The organism is Thalassospira sp. TSL5-1 (assembly GCF_001907695.1).
Classification (GTDB): Bacteria; Pseudomonadota; Alphaproteobacteria; order Rhodospirillales; family Thalassospiraceae; genus Thalassospira.
Genome location: NZ_KV880637.1, coordinates 1,765,501 through 1,784,855, shown reverse-complemented (window position 1 = coordinate 1,784,855; position 19,355 = coordinate 1,765,501). Strand labels below are relative to the sequence as shown.

The 19,355-nt window shown below is 51.0% G+C and carries 20 protein-coding genes; 15 read left to right on the top strand and 5 right to left on the bottom strand.

Going from position 1 to position 19,355, the window contains the following annotated elements:
* Window positions 1-18: 18 nt before the first annotated feature.
* On the bottom strand, window positions 19-636 hold the full coding sequence (locus tag LF95_RS08460; RefSeq protein WP_073954520.1) for a LabA-like NYN domain-containing protein: 618 nt from the start codon (window positions 634-636) through the stop codon (window positions 19-21).
* Window positions 637-804: 168 nt separating this feature from the next.
* On the opposite strand from LF95_RS08460, the gene folK reads away from it, so the two are divergent.
* From folK to LF95_RS08390, 14 genes are all read left to right on the top strand, one after another.
* Complete coding sequence (gene folK, locus LF95_RS08455; RefSeq protein ID WP_252509696.1) at window positions 805-1,356, top strand: 2-amino-4-hydroxy-6-hydroxymethyldihydropteridine diphosphokinase; 552 nt, start codon at window positions 805-807, stop codon at window positions 1,354-1,356.
* A 140-nt stretch (window positions 1,357-1,496) separates the two neighbouring features.
* A complete protein-coding gene (gene rpoZ, locus LF95_RS08450) occupies window positions 1,497-1,838 on the top strand; it encodes a DNA-directed RNA polymerase subunit omega (protein WP_073954519.1) in 342 nt (113 codons plus the stop codon).
* A 140-nt stretch (window positions 1,839-1,978) separates the two neighbouring features.
* A complete protein-coding gene (locus LF95_RS08445; RefSeq protein ID WP_073954518.1) occupies window positions 1,979-4,117 on the top strand; it encodes a RelA/SpoT family protein in 2,139 nt (712 codons plus the stop codon).
* A gap of 115 nt (window positions 4,118-4,232) precedes the next feature.
* A complete protein-coding gene (locus LF95_RS08440; RefSeq protein WP_073954517.1) occupies window positions 4,233-4,934 on the top strand; it encodes a DUF2062 domain-containing protein in 702 nt (233 codons plus the stop codon).
* Window positions 4,931-5,680 (top strand): pyridoxine 5'-phosphate synthase, encoded by a 750-nt coding sequence (locus LF95_RS08435; RefSeq protein ID WP_073954516.1) that lies wholly within the window; start codon window positions 4,931-4,933, stop codon window positions 5,678-5,680. Before LF95_RS08440 ends, LF95_RS08435 begins: the two co-directional genes overlap by 4 nt.
* Complete coding sequence (gene acpS, locus LF95_RS08430; RefSeq protein WP_073954515.1) at window positions 5,677-6,072, top strand: holo-ACP synthase; 396 nt, start codon at window positions 5,677-5,679, stop codon at window positions 6,070-6,072. The genes LF95_RS08435 and acpS overlap by 4 nt, the downstream gene beginning before the upstream one ends.
* Window positions 6,073-6,102: 30 nt before the next feature.
* Window positions 6,103-6,849, top strand: coding sequence for a signal peptidase I (gene lepB, locus LF95_RS08425; RefSeq protein ID WP_073954514.1), 747 nt, complete (start codon window positions 6,103-6,105; stop codon window positions 6,847-6,849).
* Complete coding sequence (rnc, locus tag LF95_RS08420; RefSeq protein ID WP_073954513.1) at window positions 6,849-7,532, top strand: ribonuclease III; 684 nt, start codon at window positions 6,849-6,851, stop codon at window positions 7,530-7,532. The genes lepB and rnc overlap by 1 nt, the downstream gene beginning before the upstream one ends.
* Window positions 7,525-8,460: a GTPase Era gene (era, locus tag LF95_RS08415; RefSeq protein WP_073954512.1), complete on the top strand. Its 936-nt coding sequence runs from the start codon at window positions 7,525-7,527 to the stop codon at window positions 8,458-8,460. Before rnc ends, era begins: the two co-directional genes overlap by 8 nt.
* A gap of 30 nt (window positions 8,461-8,490) precedes the next feature.
* Complete coding sequence (locus LF95_RS08410) at window positions 8,491-8,721, top strand: hypothetical protein (RefSeq protein WP_073954511.1); 231 nt, start codon at window positions 8,491-8,493, stop codon at window positions 8,719-8,721.
* A gap of 187 nt (window positions 8,722-8,908) precedes the next feature.
* The gene (gene recO / locus LF95_RS08405; RefSeq protein ID WP_073954510.1) at window positions 8,909-9,658 is read left to right on the top strand and encodes a DNA repair protein RecO; all 750 of its coding nucleotides are present in this window, start codon (window positions 8,909-8,911) and stop codon (window positions 9,656-9,658) included.
* A gap of 228 nt (window positions 9,659-9,886) precedes the next feature.
* The gene (parC, locus tag LF95_RS08400; protein WP_073954509.1) at window positions 9,887-12,130 is read left to right on the top strand and encodes a DNA topoisomerase IV subunit A; all 2,244 of its coding nucleotides are present in this window, start codon (window positions 9,887-9,889) and stop codon (window positions 12,128-12,130) included.
* Between the two features lie 273 nt (window positions 12,131-12,403).
* Complete coding sequence (locus LF95_RS08395) at window positions 12,404-12,949, top strand: TRAP transporter small permease subunit (RefSeq protein ID WP_073954508.1); 546 nt, start codon at window positions 12,404-12,406, stop codon at window positions 12,947-12,949.
* The gene (locus LF95_RS08390) at window positions 12,949-14,325 is read left to right on the top strand and encodes a TRAP transporter large permease (RefSeq protein ID WP_073954507.1); all 1,377 of its coding nucleotides are present in this window, start codon (window positions 12,949-12,951) and stop codon (window positions 14,323-14,325) included. The genes LF95_RS08395 and LF95_RS08390 overlap by 1 nt, the downstream gene beginning before the upstream one ends.
* A 137-nt stretch (window positions 14,326-14,462) precedes the next feature.
* Here LF95_RS08390 and LF95_RS08385 read toward each other — a convergent pair whose 3' ends face one another.
* The 4 genes from LF95_RS08385 to motA all read right to left on the bottom strand — a co-directional run bounded on the left by LF95_RS08385 (window position 14,463) and on the right by motA (window position 18,566).
* Window positions 14,463-15,557: a TRAP transporter substrate-binding protein gene (locus LF95_RS08385; RefSeq protein WP_073954506.1), complete on the bottom strand. Its 1,095-nt coding sequence runs from the start codon at window positions 15,555-15,557 to the stop codon at window positions 14,463-14,465.
* Window positions 15,558-15,701: 144 nt separating this feature from the next.
* Window positions 15,702-16,448 (bottom strand): arginyltransferase, encoded by a 747-nt coding sequence (locus LF95_RS08380; RefSeq protein WP_073954505.1) that lies wholly within the window; start codon window positions 16,446-16,448, stop codon window positions 15,702-15,704.
* Window positions 16,449-16,625: 177 nt separating this feature from the next.
* Window positions 16,626-17,645 carry a flagellar motor protein MotB gene (gene motB, locus LF95_RS08375; protein ID WP_073954504.1) on the bottom strand — a complete coding sequence of 340 codons (1,020 nt, stop codon included), beginning with the start codon at window positions 17,643-17,645 and terminating at the stop codon, window positions 16,626-16,628.
* Window positions 17,646-17,711: 66 nt separating this feature from the next.
* Entirely contained in the window at window positions 17,712-18,566 is an 855-nt protein-coding gene (gene motA / locus LF95_RS08370; protein WP_073954503.1) for a flagellar motor stator protein MotA, read from the bottom strand.
* Window positions 18,567-18,814: 248 nt separating this feature from the next.
* Between motA and LF95_RS08365 the strand changes: the two genes are divergently transcribed.
* Window positions 18,815-19,300 carry a flavin reductase family protein gene (locus LF95_RS08365; RefSeq protein WP_073954502.1) on the top strand — a complete coding sequence of 162 codons (486 nt, stop codon included), beginning with the start codon at window positions 18,815-18,817 and terminating at the stop codon, window positions 19,298-19,300.
* The last annotated feature ends 55 nt before the right edge of the window (window positions 19,301-19,355 follow it).

Sequence of the window (19,355 nt, the reverse complement as noted above, 5' to 3'; positions counted from 1 at the left end):
CGGGGCGGTACGCAAGGATCAATCGAAATCGATTTCGTCCAGGTTCGGATGAATCGGATGGTCGTCAATGTCACCCAAATCAGGATGATCATCATCCCGGCGCTGTTGTACCTTTCGCGCGATGGTACCTTCAAGTTCGGTCAGCTCGATGAAATTGTCGGCCTGGCGGCGCAATTCATCGGCCACCATCGGTGGGTTTGATTTGACTGTTGAAACAACGGTAACGCGAACGCCCTTGCGCTGAACCGCATCAACAAGACGGCGGAAATCACCATCACCAGAGAAAATAACAACATGATCAAGGTGTTGGGCCATTTCCATGACATCGATGGCAAGTTCGATGTCCATATTGCCCTTGATCTTGCGTCGTCCGGCCGCGTCGGTGAATTCTTTGGTCGGTTTTGTCACCATCGTATAGCCGTTATAATCGAGCCAGTCGACAAGCGGGCGTATGGGCGAATATTCCTGATCTTCAATCAAAGCAGTATAATAAAAAGCCCGAATAAGTTGACCTTTTTGGGCAAAAAGATCTAGTAAGCGTTTGTAATCAATATCAAAACCAAGTGCACGGGCCGCTGCATACAAGTTCGAGCCATCAATAAACAGCCCGATCCGTTCCTGCGGGTAAAAAATCATTCGTAAATATCCTTAAATAGCGTTTTAAAATGAGTAATTTGCAAATGCTGACCCCTGTTTTACATCGCAAGTTCCGGCAAAGAAAGAACCAAATTGTCATAGACAGCCTGAATGCCGTTCCGTAAACAGGCGCCTTGAGTTTGAACCTGCATATAAGGTGAGCCCAAGGTGATATTCCAGCCCGAAGTGGAAAAAGTTGAGAAAGCGTCTGATGCTGCCGTTCTGATTGCTGTGGGAGCAAATTTGCCGACGGAACGGTTTGGTCCGCCTGCTGCGGCTGTGCGTGCAGCGGTCGAGGCGCTGGACGGTTTGGCGGGCCTGGCTGTGGCAGACGTATCCTCATTTTATGAAACCGCGCCGGTACCGATTTCTGATCAGCCCTGGTATGTTAATGCCATCATCCGAGCTGAAACAACATTGCCGCCGCATGACCTGTTGGCCCATTTGCATGAAATCGAGGCGGGTTTTGGCCGGGTGCGGATTAAGCGCAATGAAGCGCGGGTTCTTGATCTTGATCTTGTTGCCTATGGCCGTGTTGAGGTGAGTGACGAAGGGGGGCTGGTTGTGCCGCATCCGCGATTGCACGATCGTGCCTTTGTTCTTTTGCCGTTGCGCGATGTGGCACCAGACTGGGTGCATCCGGTTTTGAACAAAACGGTGAGTGAGCTGATTGACGAATTACCCGCCGGGCAGGAAATCCGTCAGATGAGCGACGATTGAGGTCATCTGAAACGAAGACTGCCATTAAGTGCTGCTAGATTGAAAAAATCACCTGCTTTTCTGTGGTTTGGTATTGCAACAAGTATCCGCCGGCCTTATAAAGATCGGTCTGGATACCTATTCTTTTGCTGGAGAAATTTATGGCGCGCGTTACCGTCGAAGATTGCGTTGACAAGATTCCCAATCGCTTCGAGCTCGTGATGCTGGCAGCTCAGCGTGCACGCAACATTTCGGCAGGGGCAGAACTGACCGTTGATCGTGACAACGACAAGAATCCTGTTGTTGCCCTGCGCGAAATTGCCGAAGTCACCGTTAATTTTGATGACCTTCGCAACGGCATGATTCAAGGCCTTCAACGTCATGTTGAAACCGAAGAGCCCGAAGATGTTGAAGACGAATTCGGTCCCAAGCTGATGGCTGAGGCAATTGAAGAGTTTGCCCCGATTGCAGCGGCTTCCGCACCTTCGGAAGAAGATGAATAATCTTTCTTAGTGCGTTGAAAATAATGATTTAATAAAAAAGAGCTGCGGATTTTTATTCCGTGGCTTTTTTTTGTGCCATTTGTACTATCTTCTATATATGTGCTTGTTTGATTGAGAACCGGGATGGGAGTCGATCCTGAATGATGCGTCAATATGAACTGGTGGAACGGGTAAAGGCATATGATGCAGATGCACGCGAGGCACTGCTGAATAAAGCCTATGTGTATGCCACCCAAAAACACGGTTCTCAAAAGCGGGCCAACGGCGACCCGTATTTTTCGCATCCGATCGAGGTTGCCGGTATCCTGACGAACTATAAGCTGGATTGTGATACGATCATTACAGCGTTGTTGCATGATACCATCGAAGATACCGATGCAACGCCAGAAGAGATCAACAAGCTTTTTGGTCCCAAAATCCTCAAGCTGGTGGATGGTGTTACCAAGCTGACCCAGATTGAGCTGAAATCAGCTGATTCCAAGCAGGCCGAGAACTTGCGCAAGCTGTTGCTGGCGATGTCGGAGGATATTCGGGTCCTTTTGGTCAAGCTTGCTGACCGCCTGCATAATATGCGCACCCTGCATTATATTTCCAAACCGGAAAAACGTGCGAGGATTGCAGCCGAAACCCTTGATATTTATGCACCTTTGGCCGAACGCATCGGGATGCACGATATCAAGGAAGAATTGCAGGAGCTGGCGTTTCATCACCTGAATGCAGAGGCGCGCAATTCGATTATTTCCCGCCTGGAAACCTTGCGGCACAAAGACGACAATGTCGTCGCGCGCATCGTCAAGGAACTGGAAGAGGTTATTTCGACTGATGGCCCCGCTGTCCAGATTTATGGCCGGGAAAAAAGCCCGTATTCGATCTGGCAGAAAATGCAGCGTAAAAACATCACCTTTGGTGAGTTGTCAGACATTATGGCGTTTCGTGTCATGGTCGATACGATGCCGCAATGTTACGAGGTTCTGGGATATTTGCATGCGGCTTATAAGGTGGTGCCGGGCCGCTTCAAGGATTACATTTCCACCCCGAAACCAAACGGTTATCGTTCCATCCATACAACCGTCATTGGCCCTGAAAATCATCGTATTGAAGTGCAGATCAGAACGCACGAAATGCATGAAGTCAACGAGCTCGGGGTTGCGGCCCATTGGGCTTATAAACAAGGCGGTGGCCCGGAAAAGGAAGGCACGCAATATCGCTGGCTGCGTGATCTTCTGGATATTATGGAACATGCCTCGGAACCCGAAGAGTTTTTGGAACATACCAAATTGGCGATGTTTCAGGACCAGGTTTTCTGTTTCTCGCCCAAAGGAGACGTGATTGCGCTTCCAACGGGCGGTACGCCAGTTGACTTTGCCTATATGATTCATACCCATATCGGCGATACCTGTGTTGGGGCAAAGGTCAATGGGGCGATGGTACCGTTGCGCACCCAGCTTAATAACGGCGATCAGGTCGAGATTGTTACGTCAAAGGCGCAAACCCCGAATCCGACCTGGGAACGGTTTGTTGTTACCGGCAAGGCCCGCGCGCGTATCCGTCGCTTTATCCGTCAGCAGCAGGAAGACCAATATCGTGACCTGGGCAAAGCCATTGTGCAAAAAGCCTTCCGTCAGGCGGGATACGATTATTCGGAAAAGGGGCTGGAAGGCGTTTTAAAGATATTCAAGCAGCCATCCGTGGATGCGCTCGTTGCTGCCGTGGGCGCGGGGCACATTACCGGTCGGGAAGTCACCAATGCGGTTTTCCCCGGGACAAAGGATACGCAACCGCCCCGAAAATTTGTGCCGGCCGATGGTAAAAATACCCGCAAGCGTGATCATGCCATACCGTTAAAGGGGCTTATCCCGGGGATGGCTGTACATTATGCCGGTTGCTGCCATCCGCTACCGGGAGACAGGATTGTTGGGATTGTCACCACTGGTAAGGGGGTGACAATTCATACAATTGATTGTGACACACTCGAGACTTTTGCGGATCAACCCGAACGCTGGTTGGATGTCGGCTGGGATAATGGTGGCGAGCCGGAGCATTTTGTTGGGCGTTTGGGGTTGACGGTATCGCATGAATCGGGGGCCTTGTCGGCCATCACCAGCGTCATCGCAAAAAATCATGGCAACATTACCAACCTGCGGTTTGTCAGTCGGACGCTGGATTTTTTTGAAATGCTGATTGATATTGATGTTGTAGATGTCAAACATCTTACCAATATCATAGCTGCCCTGCGGGCAACACCGGTTGTCAATACAGTGGAGCGGGCGCGTGGTTGATCGGAAATATGATGGCGACGACGCTATTTTCTTGCCAACGCGGCTTTCTGCACTTACCCATAGCGGCGCGGGATTTCTCCCGTTCCCTCCTATCATGTCATTTGTCTGACACCGTATGTTCCAGCGTCGCATAAAACCAAGTTACTTTGAACGCATTCGCGGGCTGTTATGGCCGCGGGCCGGATGGCGTCGTTCATCACGTTATTTTGCCCATCGAGTCGCCCGCCTGCCGGGAACGCCCTATAGTATTGCGTCGGGTTTTGCGATTGGTGCGGCTGTTTCCTTTACGCCCTTTATCGGGTTTCATTTTGTCCTCTCGGCATTATTCAGTCTGATCTTGCGGGCCAATCTGGTGGCGTCGCTTTTGGGCACGATTGTTGGCAATCCCTGGACATTTCCCTTTATCTGGCTCTGGTTGTATCACAGCGGTTTGTGGATTTTGGGCAGTGACCCGTCGGTCCAGGGTGTGCATTTCAACATGGCTGTGCTGTGGGATTTCACGGTAGAAGGTGTCAGTTATGTGGGGCGCGGGCTGATTTTCGGGATATGGAACGCGACAGAGCAGGCGGATCTGGCACGCTTATGGTCCAGTATTGTTGATATCATTTGGCCCATGATTGTCGGCTGTATTCCGACCGTTGTGTTCATCTGGCTACTGTTTTACTTTCCTGTCTATCGTGCGGTTGTTATGTATCGTCACAAACGCATTTTGCGTCGTATGACAATTCACGAAAAACGGGCCTTAAAACCGGTCCTTGAAACCGCGAAACGTACATTGCTTCACGATACAGACAGGCAGCAGGACGATACGAAATGAGCAACGATTTACGTTTGGGTGTAAATATTGACCATGTCGCCACAATCCGAAATGCGCGGGGCTGCGTGCATCCTGATCCGGTAAGGGCGGCGAAAATTGTTGCCGCGGCGGGGGCGGATGGAATTACTGCGCATTTGCGTGAAGATCGTCGTCATATTTCCGATCGGGATATAAAGCGTCTGCGGGCGGAAATCGATTTGCCGCTGAATTTCGAGATGGCGGCAACCGACGAAATGCTGGAAATTGTGCTTAAAACACGCCCGCACGCCGCCTGTATCGTCCCGGAAAAACGCGAAGAACGCACCACCGAAGGTGGCCTTGATGCTGCAGGACAACACAATCATTTAAAACGGTTTGTTTCGGAACTGGGAAATGCCGGTATTCGTGTATCCCTGTTTATCGAGGCATCGCAGAAACAGCTGGATGCTGCTGTATCGCTGGGCGCACCAGTTGTTGAAATTCATACGGGTGCCTATTGTGATGCGACAGTGGATGAAAGGGCGCGTGAACTTTCCCGTATTGCAGAAGCCGTAAAATACGGTGCGGCGCAAGGGCTTGAAATTCATGCCGGGCACGGCCTTTCCTTTGAGACGGTGTCCCCGATTGCCGGGATGCCTGAAATTCGAGAATTGAATATTGGACATTTTCTGATTGGCGAGGCGATCTTTACCGGGCTTGACGGGAGCATTCGCGAAATGCGCCGCATGATGAGCGAAGCGCGGGGGCAATCAGGTTCGGACCAATGATTGTTGGCATTGGAACGGATTTGTGCGATATCCGGCGTATTGAGAAAACCCTGAACCGGTTCGGGGAGCGTTTTTTGCGTCGTGTTTATAGCGATGTGGAAATTGCCCGCGCGGTTCGGCGACCTGAACGAATGGCTTCTTCTCTGGCAATGGCATTTGCCGCCAAGGAGGCATGCTCCAAGGCGCTGGGGACGGGGTTTCGCCGTGGTGTGCATCATCGTACAATGGGTGTTGTTCATCAGCCTAGCGGTAAACCGGACATGGCGTTGATTGACGGGGCAAAACGCCGCCTTGATGAATTAACGCCTGAGGGGAAAATTGCTTCTGTGCATGTCACCCTGACCGATGAATACCCGATGGCGAATGCTGTTGTTGTGATTTCAGCAGACTGAATTTTGATTTGAAAAAGGGTTGAACCCTGGATGGAAAAGTTAGTGCAGAAGAAAAAGCCAGGTGGCCTTTTTGATACTCTTAAGACCGTTTTCTGGGCAATTGTCATTGCTTTGTTGGTAAGAACCTTTGCATATGAGCCGTTTAATATTCCTTCCGGCTCTATGATTCCAACCTTGCTGGTTGGCGATTATTTGTTTGTTTCAAAATATTCTTATGGCTATTCAAAGCACAGCCTGCCATTCAGCCTGCCGCTTATTCCTGGTCGTATTCTTGCAAGCCAGCCCAAACGCGGCGATGTGATTGTCTTTAAGCTGCCAGCCGATCCCTCCCAGGATTATATCAAACGTGTAATCGGGCTTCCGGGCGATACGGTGCAGGTCAAACAGGGCCGTCTATATATCAATAACAAAATCGTCGAGCGTGAACGCATCGAAGATTATATCCTGACGGACGGCAACGGTCAGGCGATTGCCGTGCCGCAATATCTGGAAACCTTGCCGGGTGGAAAAGTTCACCGTATTCTTGAAATATTTGGTGACAAGGGTCCGGCTGACAATACCGAACCCTATACCGTGCCGGATGGCCATTATTTCATGATGGGGGATAACAGGGACAATTCTGCCGACAGCCGTGCTTTCCCCGCACGCTATCGCTTTGTTCCGTTTGAAAACCTGGTTGGTCGGGCTGAATTCCTGTTCTATTCAAAGGATAGCAGCCAGCCGATCTATGATTTGGGCAGCATTCGTTTCGATCGACTGTTTAAGGGAGTAAACTGATGACCGACATGGCGCCTTTGTTGCGACATATCGATCATGAATTTGCCAAACCAGACCTGCTGCGTGTGGCATTAACGCACCGTAGTGCCGCCAAGGGTAAAGATGCGCTAAGCGGCGGGAATGAAAGACTGGAGTTTCTGGGCGACCGCGTTTTGGGGTTGGTGATTGCCGAAATGCTTTACACCCGTTTTGGCCGCGAACGCGAAGGTGCAATGGCCAAACGGTTTGTTGCACTTGTGCGCCGGGAAACACTGGCAAGAATTGCCATTGATCTTGATCTGGGCAATTATATCCAAATGGCAAAGGGCGAACGTGCCGCAGGTGCCGGTGGCAACCCGGCTATTTTGTCTGACTGCATGGAAGCCGTGATTGCGGCCTTGTATCTTGATGGTGGTTTGGAGCCGGCACGCGCCTTTATTGAAAGGTTGTGGCAACCTTTGCTTGATGAAGCCCCCAAACCGCCGCAGGATGCAAAAACCCAGTTGCAGGAAGCCTTGCAGGGCCAGGGCAAGCCCTTACCTGTTTACGAGATGGTAGGGCGTGAAGGCCCGGCACATGCACCGGTATTTACAATAGAGCTGACGACCAGCGACGGTCATTCTGTTCGTGCCGAGGGTAAATCAAAACGTGAAGCCGAACAGATTGCTGCAAAACGAATGTTGGATGAATTGAACCATGAATGAGGTTCCTGCCTCGATGCCAGACCAGAATGATGAGCCGCACCGTTGTGGCTTTGTCGCCCTTGTTGGTGCGCCCAATGCTGGTAAGTCCACATTGCTAAACCAGCTTGTCGGGACCAAGGTATCAATCGTTTCGCCCAAAGTGCAAACGACACGGTCACGTGTGCGTGGCATTGTCATGGCCGAGGATGCGCAGATCGTCTTTATTGATACACCCGGTATTTTCCAGCCCAAGCGCCGTTTGGACCGTGCGATGGTCAAGGCCGCATGGGGCGGGGCGGACGATGCTGATCTGATCGTTCTTGTGATCGATGCACAGCAGGGCATCAACGATGATGTGCGCCTGATCATCGAAAACCTCAAAAAGCAGAAACGCAAGGCGATCCTGCTTTTGAACAAGATCGACAAAGTGCGCGACAAGGAAAAACTGTTGCACCTTTCTGGCGAACTGTTTGGCGAGGAAATCTTTACCGATGTCTTTATGATTTCGGCAAAAAAGGGCTCCGGTACCCAGGATTTTATCAATTTCCTGGCGGCCAAAATGCCCAGCGGCCCGTGGATGTTCCCGGAAGACGATGTTTCCGACATGCCGCTGCGCTTGCTGGCTGCTGAAATCACCCGTGAAAAGCTGTATTATCAGCTTCAGCAGGAATTGCCCTATTCTGCCACGGTGGAAACAGAGCTGTGGGAAGAACGCAAAGACGGATCGGTAAAACTCGAACAAACAATTTTTGTCGAGCGGGAAGGCCAGAAAGCCATTATCCTGGGTAAAAGTGGTAAGCGGATCAAGATGCTGGGGACGGACGCCCGCAAGGATCTGGAAGCCATTTTTGAACGGCGGGTGCATTTGTACCTGTTTGTCAAAGTTCGTGAGAACTGGGGCGATGACCCAAATCGTCTGGCAATTTGGGGGCTGGATCACAACGCATGACGCGCCAATAGCGCGGAACGGGAACAGGCAATGGAAACCAATCAGTTTTGGGGAATGGTGTTGATTGTGGTGGGCGCAGCCGTCGCCCTGATCATTGCCATGAAATCCCGTCGGCCGTTCCGTTATCGTCATGATGGCAGTGATTTAAAACGCAATCAGAACTTCCTGGGCAAGCCCATGAATATGCTGGTTTTGGTCATTGCAGTTGTTATTTTTATTCTCGGATTGTTGTGGCGCAATCCGGCAACGCGGCCATTTTGAGATGTCAGACAACCGGCATAATTCCGATCAGGATGAACCTATCAAAAGTCTCTCGGAATTGACGGGTTGGCGTCGTTATGTCCTGTTGGCAGTTGCTTTGGTCGTTTTTGTCTCTGTTGTAATGGGGATGGCTTTTCACCTGATCCGGTTTGTTATGGTTTCCGGTTATTGAATTTCGGGGGATCGTGTGAACTGGCGTGATGATGCGATTGTGCTTTCTACACGCAAGATGGGCGAAAATTCCGTTCGGTTGACGGTGCTATCGCGAGATTATGGCCGTTACGCCGGTATGGTCAAAGGAGCATCGGGAAAATCCCTGCGGGGGGCGCTGGAAACCGGAAATCTTGTTCGTGTCACCTGGTCTGCACGTCTTTCCGAACATTTAGGGCAGTTTAAATGTGAACTGCTTCAATCTCATATCGTCGATTTCCTTGCACTACCCGGGCCATTGCTCGCATTGTCGTCTGCCTGTACGCTGCTTGAAGTGGCTTTGCCGGAACGTGTGGCACAGAAGCCGTTATTTAAGGGGACGCTGGGTCTTATCGACGCCCTGAAAACCGAATATTGGAAGCCTGCCTATTTGCGCTGGGAGATCGGTTTTCTTCAGGAATTGGGTTATGGCCTTGATCTATCCTGTTGTGCTGTAACAGGAAAATCTTTGGATTTGCATTTTGTTTCGCCCAAAAGCGGGCGGGCTGTATCCTTGGCGGAAGGAACACCGTTTTCAGACCGTCTTTTACCCTTGCCGGCCTTTTTGGCTGGGCAGGCAGCCTCGGATCAGGCCAAACAGATCCCGCTTGAGGAGCAATATAACCAGGCCCTGAGACTGTCGGGTTTTTTTATTCATCGTGACTTGTTTGAGGCCAAAGGCATTAAACCCGTTGCCGCCCGTGACAGGCTGGCATCCATGATATGGCAACAGGGCCGCATAAACTGATTGCGTAAAAAGCGAAGTTGCGACATCGCAAGTTTATTATCAGCAGCGGCTGACGGGGTAATTTGTGCCTGACAACACAAAAACATAATTAAAAGCACGCTTTTGCCCCTGTCATCTGTTGACCACACCCGCCCTGAAAGTAGTATGGTGCGGCGCGGCCAGATGTGATCATCATCAATGTGCCGTCGAATTTGACTTCAACCTGTTCCGGATTAAGAAAAACATTTCATGAGCACGAAATCCTCCGACCCGGGCAATGCCGGGCAGATCAGGGAAACCCGCCTTGCCGATGCGTTAAGCGAACGTTATTTGGCCTATGCGATGTCGACCATCATGTCGCGTTCGCTGCCCGATGTTCGCGATGGACTGAAACCGGTTCACCGTCGGCTGCTTTATGCAATGCGGCAATTGAAACTTAATCCTGAACAGGGTTTCAAGAAATGTGCCCGTGTCGTTGGTGACGTCATTGGTAAATATCACCCGCATGGGGACCAGTCGGTTTATGATGCGCTGGTACGTTTGGCGCAGGATTTCGCGGTGCGTTATCCGTTGGTTGACGGGCAGGGGAACTTTGGCAATATCGACGGCGATAATGCCGCTGCCATGCGTTACACAGAAGCCCGCATGACCGCCGTTGCAGCTGTGCTGATGGAAGGCCTTGACGAAGACGCGATTGATTTCCGTCCGACTTATGACGGTGAAGACCACGAACCGATCGTGATGCCGGCAGCATTTCCCAATTTGTTGGCCAATGGTGCCGCCGGGATCGCCGTGGGGATGGCAACCAACATCCCGCCGCATAACGTCGATGAATTATGTTCCGGCCTGATTAAGCTGATCGACAATCCTGAAACCTCGATTGCCGAACTGGTGCGCTGTGTGCCGGGGCCGGATTTTCCGACGGGTGGTGTGCTGGTTGAACCGCGGGAAAATATCCTTGAGGCTTATGCCACAGGTCGCGGATCATTTCGTTTGCGTGCGAAATGGGAAGTCGAAAAAATGACGCACGGTCTTTATCAGATCGTGATCACCGAAATTCCCTATCAGGTGCAAAAGGCAAAACTGGTCGAGCGTATTGCTGATCTTATGTTTGCCAAAAAGCTGCCGCTTCTAAATGATGTGCGGGATGAATCAACCGATTTGATCCGTCTGGTGTTTGAACCGCGTTCGCGCGCGGTTGAACCCGAACATCTGATGGAGATGCTGTTCAAAAATACCGAACTTGAAATCAGGTTTGGTTTGAACCTTAACGTTCTGGATGCCGATAATACCCCGCGTGTGATGAATTTGCGCGAAGTTCTGCGGGCCTTTTTGGCGCACCGTCAGGAAGTTCTGGTTCGCCGGTCGCAGCATCGTCTGGAAAAGATCAACCATCGCCTTGAAGTGCTGGATGGTTATCTGATTGCCTATCTGAACCTTGATGAAGTTATTCGGATCATCCGTTTTGAAGATGAGCCGAAAACCGAATTGATGAAGGTCTTTGGTCTGACGGAAGTTCAGGCCGATGCCATTTTGAACATGCGTTTGCGGTCGTTGCGCAAGCTTGAAGAAATGGAAATCAAAAACGAGCATTCCAAACTGAGCGAAGAAAAAGCCGGTCTGGAAGCTTTGCTGGCCAGCGAAGAACTGCGCTGGAGCCGTATTCGCGAAGAGGTTGAGCAAACCCGCGAAAGATTTGGCAAGAAAACTGCGCTTGGCGAACGTCGCACCGAAATTGGCGATGCCCCGCAGGAAATTGACGTACCGCTTGAAGCCCTGATTGAACGTGAACAGATTACAGTAATCTGTTCACGCATGGGTTGGATCCGTGCGCTGAAGGGTCATACAACGGATATTTCGGACCTCAAGTTCAAGGATGGGGACGAAAGCCGGTTTGCACTTAAGGCCTTTACTACCGACAAGCTGTTGATCATGAGCTCGGCTGGCCGTTGTTACACGCTGGGATGTGATAAGCTGCCTGGTGGACGTGGTCATGGCGAGCCGATCCGCCTGTCGATTGATTTGCCGCAGGAACATGACATTGTGTCGATGAATGTGCATCGTCCCGATGGCAAATTGCTGGTGGCATCCTCGGCTGGGCGCGGGTTCCAGGTTGCGGAAAGCGATGTGGTTGCCCAGACTAAAAATGGCAAGCAGGTTTTGAATCTTGGCAAAGATGAAACAGCGTTGATCTTTTTGTCTGTCGATAAAGACCATGTTGCAGTGTTGGGCGATAATCGCAAGCTTCTGATTTTCCCGGTCGAGGAAATTCCGGAAATGACGCGGGGCCGTGGTGTGATTTTGCAGAAATACCGCCAGGGTGGCCTTGCTGATCTGAAGCTATTTAATATTGAAGATGGTCTGACCTGGACAATGGGCGGAAGCGAAGGCCGGACCCGTACTGTTACCGAATTGGCGGAATGGATTGGCAAGCGGGCAGGTGCGGGGCGATTGCCACCTAACGGCTTTCCGCGTTCCAATCGCTTTGAATGACGAGATAACGCCTTATTGACTGGCCTTAACCTGAAGCCTGTTTGTCTAGGCTTCAGGTTTTTATTTGTAAGGATTGACCGTCGCGCAAAGGGCTTTCGTTTGGAGCTGGCCTGGAACGGGTTTCCAGCGTGCCGGATTTTGAATTTAAAAAGTTAACGTGATCCAAAGTCGCAAAAAACATGGTGTTTTAGGCCATATATTTGTAACTTTGCTCCGCCGGGGACCGGGAATGACGGAAACCAGCGATAAGAGATTCCGGGTGAGGGAGGAAACATGTATTTTTTGGCACGTTTTGTGCGGCTGATTGACAGTCTTAATGACGCGATCGGTCGTGGCGTGGCGTGGCTGACCATTCCGTTGGTGGTAATCACCTTTCTCGTCGCAACTTTGCGCTACGGGTTTTCGGTTGGCTGGGTTTCAATGCAGGAGAGCTATTTATGGCTCTACGGCATTATTTTTATGTTGGGTGCGGGCTATACGTTGCTGCATGGCGGGCATGTTCGCGTCGATGTTTTTTACCGTCCGGCGTCGGCACGCTACAAGGCATGGGTTGATTTGATCGGAACGCTATTCCTGCTGCTGCCCGTTCTGATTTTGGTTTTTGTTTATAGTTATCCCTATGTGATCACGAGTTGGAAACGGCTTGAAGGGTCCCAGGAAACGGGGGGCCTGCCAGGGCTGTTTTTGTTTAAGTCGGTCATTTTGGTATTTTGCATCCTGATGGGGCTTCAGGGGCTTTCTCTGGTAGCACGCAGTATTTTGGTGCTGGCAGGCCATCGTGAATTTGAAACCAACGAAGAAGAACACGAGGGCGTCTGATGTCGGGGGAAGTATTAAGCCTTTTAATGTTTGCAGTGGCGTGTGGCGTCCTGCTGTTTGGTTTTCCGGTGGCGTTTTCGCTCGGTGGTACGGGGCTGGCATTTGCCCTGATCGGCCATTCAATGGGTGTCTTCGACATGCCACTGTTGGGCTCTCTGCCGTCGCGCTATTTCGGGGTGATGAGCAACGAACTTTATGTTGCCATTCCGTTATTCGTGTTTATGGGCGTGATGCTTGAACGTGCCCGTATCGCCGAGAAGCTTTTGCTGACGATGGGCATGTTATTTGGCAAACGCCGCGCCGGTCTTGGCATTTCGGTCGTTATTGTCGGCATGTTGCTGGCTGCATCAACAGGTATCGTTGGGGCGACCGTCGTCACGATGGGCCTGCTGAGTTTGCCTGCGATGCAAAAAGCCGGTTATAGCCCGCGTCTTTCAACGGGTGTTATTTGTGCATCGGGTACTTTGGGGCAGATCATTCCGCCTTCTATCGTTCTGGTGTTGCTGGGCGATATTTTACAGGGGGCCTATGCTGAAGCCCAGCGTTCACTTGGCAATTGGGCACCGGAACCTGTTTCAGTGATTGACCTGTTTGTCGGGGCATTTATTCCCGGCATGCTGTTGGTGGCGATGTATATTGGCTGGGTCATTATTCAGTCCTTTATTGATCCCAAATCGGCACCGGCCCTGGTGGAAGATAAACGGCCTGAAGGGCTGTTTGGCGATGTCATGCGCGCATTGGTGCCGCCGGCATTGTTGATCGTTGCCGTTCTGGGATCGATCCTGACCGGCATTGCCACGCCGACTGAGTCTGCGGCCTTTGGCAGTGTGGGTTCCATGATTCTGGCAGCGTGTTATCGTCGGCTTGATCTGGCTGTTTTGCGGCACGTCATGAGCCAGACGGTGCAAATCAGCTCGATGGTTTTTATCATCTTGCTTGGTGCGTCAATCTTCTCGCTGGTTTTCCGTGGCCTGGGTGGCGATCATCTGGTTGAAGAACTTTTGCATAACATGCCAGGCGGTCTGTTTGGTGCGATGCTGGTTGTTATGACCCTGATGTTTGTCATGGGCTTTTTCCTCGATTTTATCGAGATCGTGTTTGTGGTGGTGCCGATTGTCGGTCCGATCCTGCTGAAAATGGATATCAGCCCGGTCTGGCTGGGGATCATGATTGCCATCAACCTGCAGACCAGCTTCCTGACACCGCCTTTCGGATTTGCCCTGTTTTATCTGCGCGGTGTTGCGCCACCCTCGATCAAAACATGGGATATTTACCGTGGCATCGTTCCGTTTGTTCTGATTCAGGTTCTTGCCCTTGTCTTGCTGGCAATTTTCCCGGAACTGGCAACCTGGCTTCCGAAGGTGTTGTTAAATTAGGCATCCCGGATGTGTTGCACCATATTTTAAGATCAAGGGCCGGTTATTCGGCCCTTTTTCTATGCCAGAAGGTAAAAATAAGGGCCGACACGATGTGTCGACCCAAATGCAGATCTATCAGGAAATTTGATTGTTGATCAGTATTTGAAGGGCAGGGTGCGTGCCTGCATGAAGGCCAATTCCGAATATTTGGCCCAGGACGCCGCCTGCTCGCGAAAGGCGATGAGGCTGTCAAATACTTCCTGGGAGAGTGGATCCGATGCGACCAGATCACGCAACACCTTGCCCGACAGAGCCCCCAGATTGGTCAGAATATCGTCTGAGAACGGGCGAACATCGACATTGTGTTTTTCCTGAAGGGTTTTGAGCGCCTGGTTATTGCGGGCGACAAATTCCGACAGAACCATCTGGTTGGTTGCACGGTTTGCCTGTTCGACAATGGCTTTAAGGTCGTCGGGCAGGTCGTTCCAGGCACTAAGATTGATGAAGTTTTCAAGGGTCGTGGCCGGTTCATGCCAACCGGGATAATAATAATATTTGGCCGTTTTATAGAGACCAAATGCCAAATCATTATAAGGGCCAACCCATTCGGTGGCGTCAATGGCACCCGATTGAAGCGCAGGTGGAATTTCACCACCTGGCAGATTAACCACATTGCCACCCGCCGCCTGAATAACTTCACCACCAAGGCCGGGAATGCGCATTTTCAGACCTTTAAAGTCGTCAATGGTGTTCATTTCCTTGTTAAACCAGCCCCCCATTTGGGTGCCGGTATTGCCGGACGGGAAGAATTTGCAGTTCAGTTTTTCATAAATTTTGTCGGCAATTTCCTGTCCCCCGCCATACTGGAACCAGGCATTCTGTTCCTGGGCAGTCAGACCAAAGGGCATGGCTGCCAGATATTGTGCGGCTGCGACTTTGCCTTTCCAGTAATAAGGGGCCCCGTGACCCATTTCGACCGTTCCATTGCCAACTGCATCAATGGCTTCAAAGGCCGGAACAATTTCACCTGCGCCATAAACGGTGACTTTCATCCGTCCATCAGAGGCCTTATTGATATACTCGGCCAGAAGGTTGGCCCCGGTACCAAGGCCAGGAAAGTTTTTGGGCCATGTCGTGACCATACGCCATTCACGGACATCTTGGGCAAGTGCAGGTTTTGGAAATGCCGATGCAACGGCAGCCGTGGCACCAGCAAGTGCGGCACCACTCAGAAATTGACGACGTTTCATTGTTTGTAGCCTCCCAGCAAACAAGAACTAATTTCTTTTTCTACAAAGCGTTTTTTTCGCCCTGTAATGAAAGATTATAGTCGTTAAGGATAGGAGGCAACTGCAGATCAGTACTCTGGGTTAAACTTTGGTCGATTGTTTCGATTAATCGGAAAGGTTTGTGCCGTCATCAGGGGTGTGCTGAACCCATTGCCCATCGCGAAAAGCTTCCAGAGGTTTAAACCGCGTTTTGTAGGACATTTTGCGGCATTCACGAACCCAGTAGCCAAGATAAACAAAGGGCAAATTCATGCGGGCCGCTTCGGCCACCAGATCGAGAACGATATAAGTCCCTAGGCTTCTGCGATCTTCTCTGGGATCAAAAAAGCTATAGACGGCGGAAAGACCATCAGAAAGTGCATCCACCAGCGCAACCGCAATGAGCCGGTTATCGGCATTTCTGTATTCAAAGATGGAGGTTTCAACGGTCGTATCCTCCATCATCGCCCGATAATCCCGCGCATCCATGCGCGCCATGTCGCCATCGCCGTGACGGGCAGCCTGATAATCGGAAAACAGGTGGAATTGTTCCTGGGTGGCCGAGGCCGCAAAAATTTGCCGTGTCAGATCCTCATTTGTCGCACGGTTACGGCGAAAGGTCCTGCTGTCCTTAAAGTCTTTGGCGTTCACCCGAACAGGAATGCAGGCATCGCATTCGGTGCATGCGGGCAAATAGGCAATCGAGTGACTGCGCCGAAACCCGGCCCGCGACAGGAGGTTATGGATATTGTTGGACTCGGGACCACGCAGTTCTGTCACCAGCTTGCGCTCAAACCGGCCCGGTAAATACGGGCAGGGCATGGGAGCCGTAATGAAATAATGCTGTGTCTGGCGACGCTGGTTGACCGTCATGGCGAATTGATGTCCGTGCCTTTGAGATTTACCTTATTAAACTAGTGTAGTTATCCGGAGGCAAACATTAAAGTCGCTGTTGACTAATATGTTACAGCAAGGCCCGCCTCATTGGGGGTAGGCCCTGACAGACTTACAGTTTTTCCGACATTAACAGCAATGACCTTTAACGATCAATCAGTTGCGGGACGGAACCGAAAAGGTGGGCCTGCGAACCGGGGCATCGGGATCAATCGCTGGCGGCACGGTGTTGCCATCTCGGTCGCGCGGGGCAAACAGGCTCGATGCGGGGGCTGCATCATTGGTGTCCTGCTCCTCGTCCTGTTTTTCAGGCTGCTTTCCGGTGCCACGCAAAAGTGTAATGCTGATACGCCGGTTTCGTTCGTCTTTGGGGTCATCCTTGATGAACGGAACCGTATCGGCCACGCCTGAGACCTTGCCAAACCGGTCGTCCGGCAAACCATCTAACTGCAATTGGCGACGGGTGGCCAGGGCGCGATCCGCCGACAGTTCCCAGTTGGTATAGGTTCCATAAGAATGAGAATAGGGCACGGCATCGGTATGCCCTTCGATAGCGATTTTTTGCGGCATATCCTTGATTGCTGTGGCAACCTGTTTCAAGAGCAGGCGTGTATGGTCACGTAAGTCGGCACTTCCGCTCGGGAACATCGATGTGCCATCTTTATCAATAATCTGGATACGCAAACCTTCATCCGTTTGTTCAACCAGGAGGTTTTTTGACAATTCCTTGAGTTCCGGAGATTTCTCCATTGCCTCTTTCAAGTCCTGGGCGGCTTTGTCAAATTCCTTTTTCTCGTTGGCGGCGGCTTCTTTGGCCGCTTTTTCTGCTTCGGTTTCGCCGTTGCCCTGGTTTTGCACTGTTGTCGCATCAGGCGTTGGTGGAATGTCCATCTGGATGACAGGGGCGCCGTTTTCGGATCGCATCGAGCCTGAATCGGCAAGTTTGGTACCAGCCAGCAATCCGCCAGCCCCCGATTCACTTTGCGAAATTGATTCCGGGGCGAAATAGTTTGAAATGCCCTTTAACTGTTCGTCTGTGGAACTCCCCAGTAACCACAGCAACAGAAAGAAAGCCATCATGGCAGTCACAAAGTCAGCATAGGCAACTTTCCATGACCCACCGTGATGGCCGCCATGTCCGCCTTTTTTGACTTTCTTTATTACGATATCGGGCATTTCAGAGTGTTATATCCTGGCACAAAAGCAAGCGGTCACGTTGGCGCATCAAATCGTTATTGAGGGTTAAACACTTGGTGCATTCTGAATGGCGTCATCAAGTTCCTTGAAGCTTGGGCGAATTTCTGGCGGCAGGATTTTACGGGCAAACTCCACGGAAACCTGCGGCGCATAGCCCTGCATATGCCCGATCAGGGCTGCTTTCATGCAGACATAGAATTTGGCATCCTGTTCAAGCGTTCGTTTGATAATGGCCGATGTCGGACCGACAAAACCATAGGATGCCAAAATACCCAGGAACGTTCCAACCAGTGCCGCGCCAATCATTTCACCAAGGATTTCAGGCGGTTCTGTAACCGACCCCATCGTATTGATAACCCCTAGTACGGCCGCGACGATACCAAGGCCGGGCAGGGCGTCACCGACGGCCTGAATGGCGTCAGGCACCACGTTATCTTCTTCGTGGTGGGCTTCAAGTTCCTGGTCTATCACGGCTTCAAGTTCATAGGCATTCGTTGTGCCAAGGGTTAACAAACGAAGATAGTCACACAAAAATTCAAGTGCGTGATGATCTGCCGTTACGCCGGGAAAGTTGTTAAACAGGGCCGAGCTTTCCGGATTTTCAACGTGACTTTCCAGGGCAAGGTCGCCTTTGGATTTTGCCAGCCGAAATACCGCGTAAAGACATACAAGAAGTTCCAGATAGGCTGGTTTCTTCTTGGCACCTTTCATCGCACGAATGGTAAAGGACACGCTGCGTTTGAGAACGCTCATCGGGTTAGCAATCAGGAACGTACCGAAAGCTGCACCGAAGATGATGACGATTTCAAAGGGCTGTATCAGAACGCTAAACTTGCCGTGCGGCAGGTATCCCCCCAGGACCGCGCCGATCACAATCACATAACCAATGATTAGAAACATCTAATACCCCTTGTGCCTGCAAACAGGGCGTTCTTGTCCATGCAGGTAAAACACTCTTCAAACGTTACGATGAGCCTTTTTACAAAAGTCTTATCAGCTATGATACAATTAGTTCGTTTTGTTAATAACATACTGTTTGCAAATCGTTTTATGTCAGTATTTGACAGTTTTTAAATTTGTCGCCATTTTCCTGTGGCTTCTCGCAAATTTTGCCTTACGCACAGAACAATGAAAGCTGTAATTTGAATATGTCCTTCTCGTCACGTCATTTCCGGGATTGCCTTGGCCAGTTCGCGACTGGTGTTGCCGTTGTTACCAGCCGTGATACGGATGGACAGAAGGTCGGGATTACTATCAATTCGTTTTCTTCGGTATCACTGGAGCCACCACTGGTGCTGTTTTCGGTCGCGCGCAGTGCTGCGACGCATGATGTGTTTACGGGGAACATAAGGCATTTTTGCATCAATGTTTTGCGCACTTCGCAAAAAGAACTGGCCGAACGTTTTGCCGCGCCGATTGATGATCGCTGGGAAAACACCCGTTTTACAGATAATGGTCATGGCATGCCTGTTTTGTTAGGGAACATCTCGACTTTTTCCTGTGTACGACACGCCGTCCATGATGGCGGAGATCACAGCATTATTGTCGGCCAGGTCAATGCTGTTGAGTTGGGCGAAACCGGTGATCCTTTGTTATATTACGGTGGTGCCTATGCCCGGTTGGACCGGGCATAAGATATTTCTGATCTGGAGTACCCAACCGCAACAAACCAAAGCGACGTAACACTAA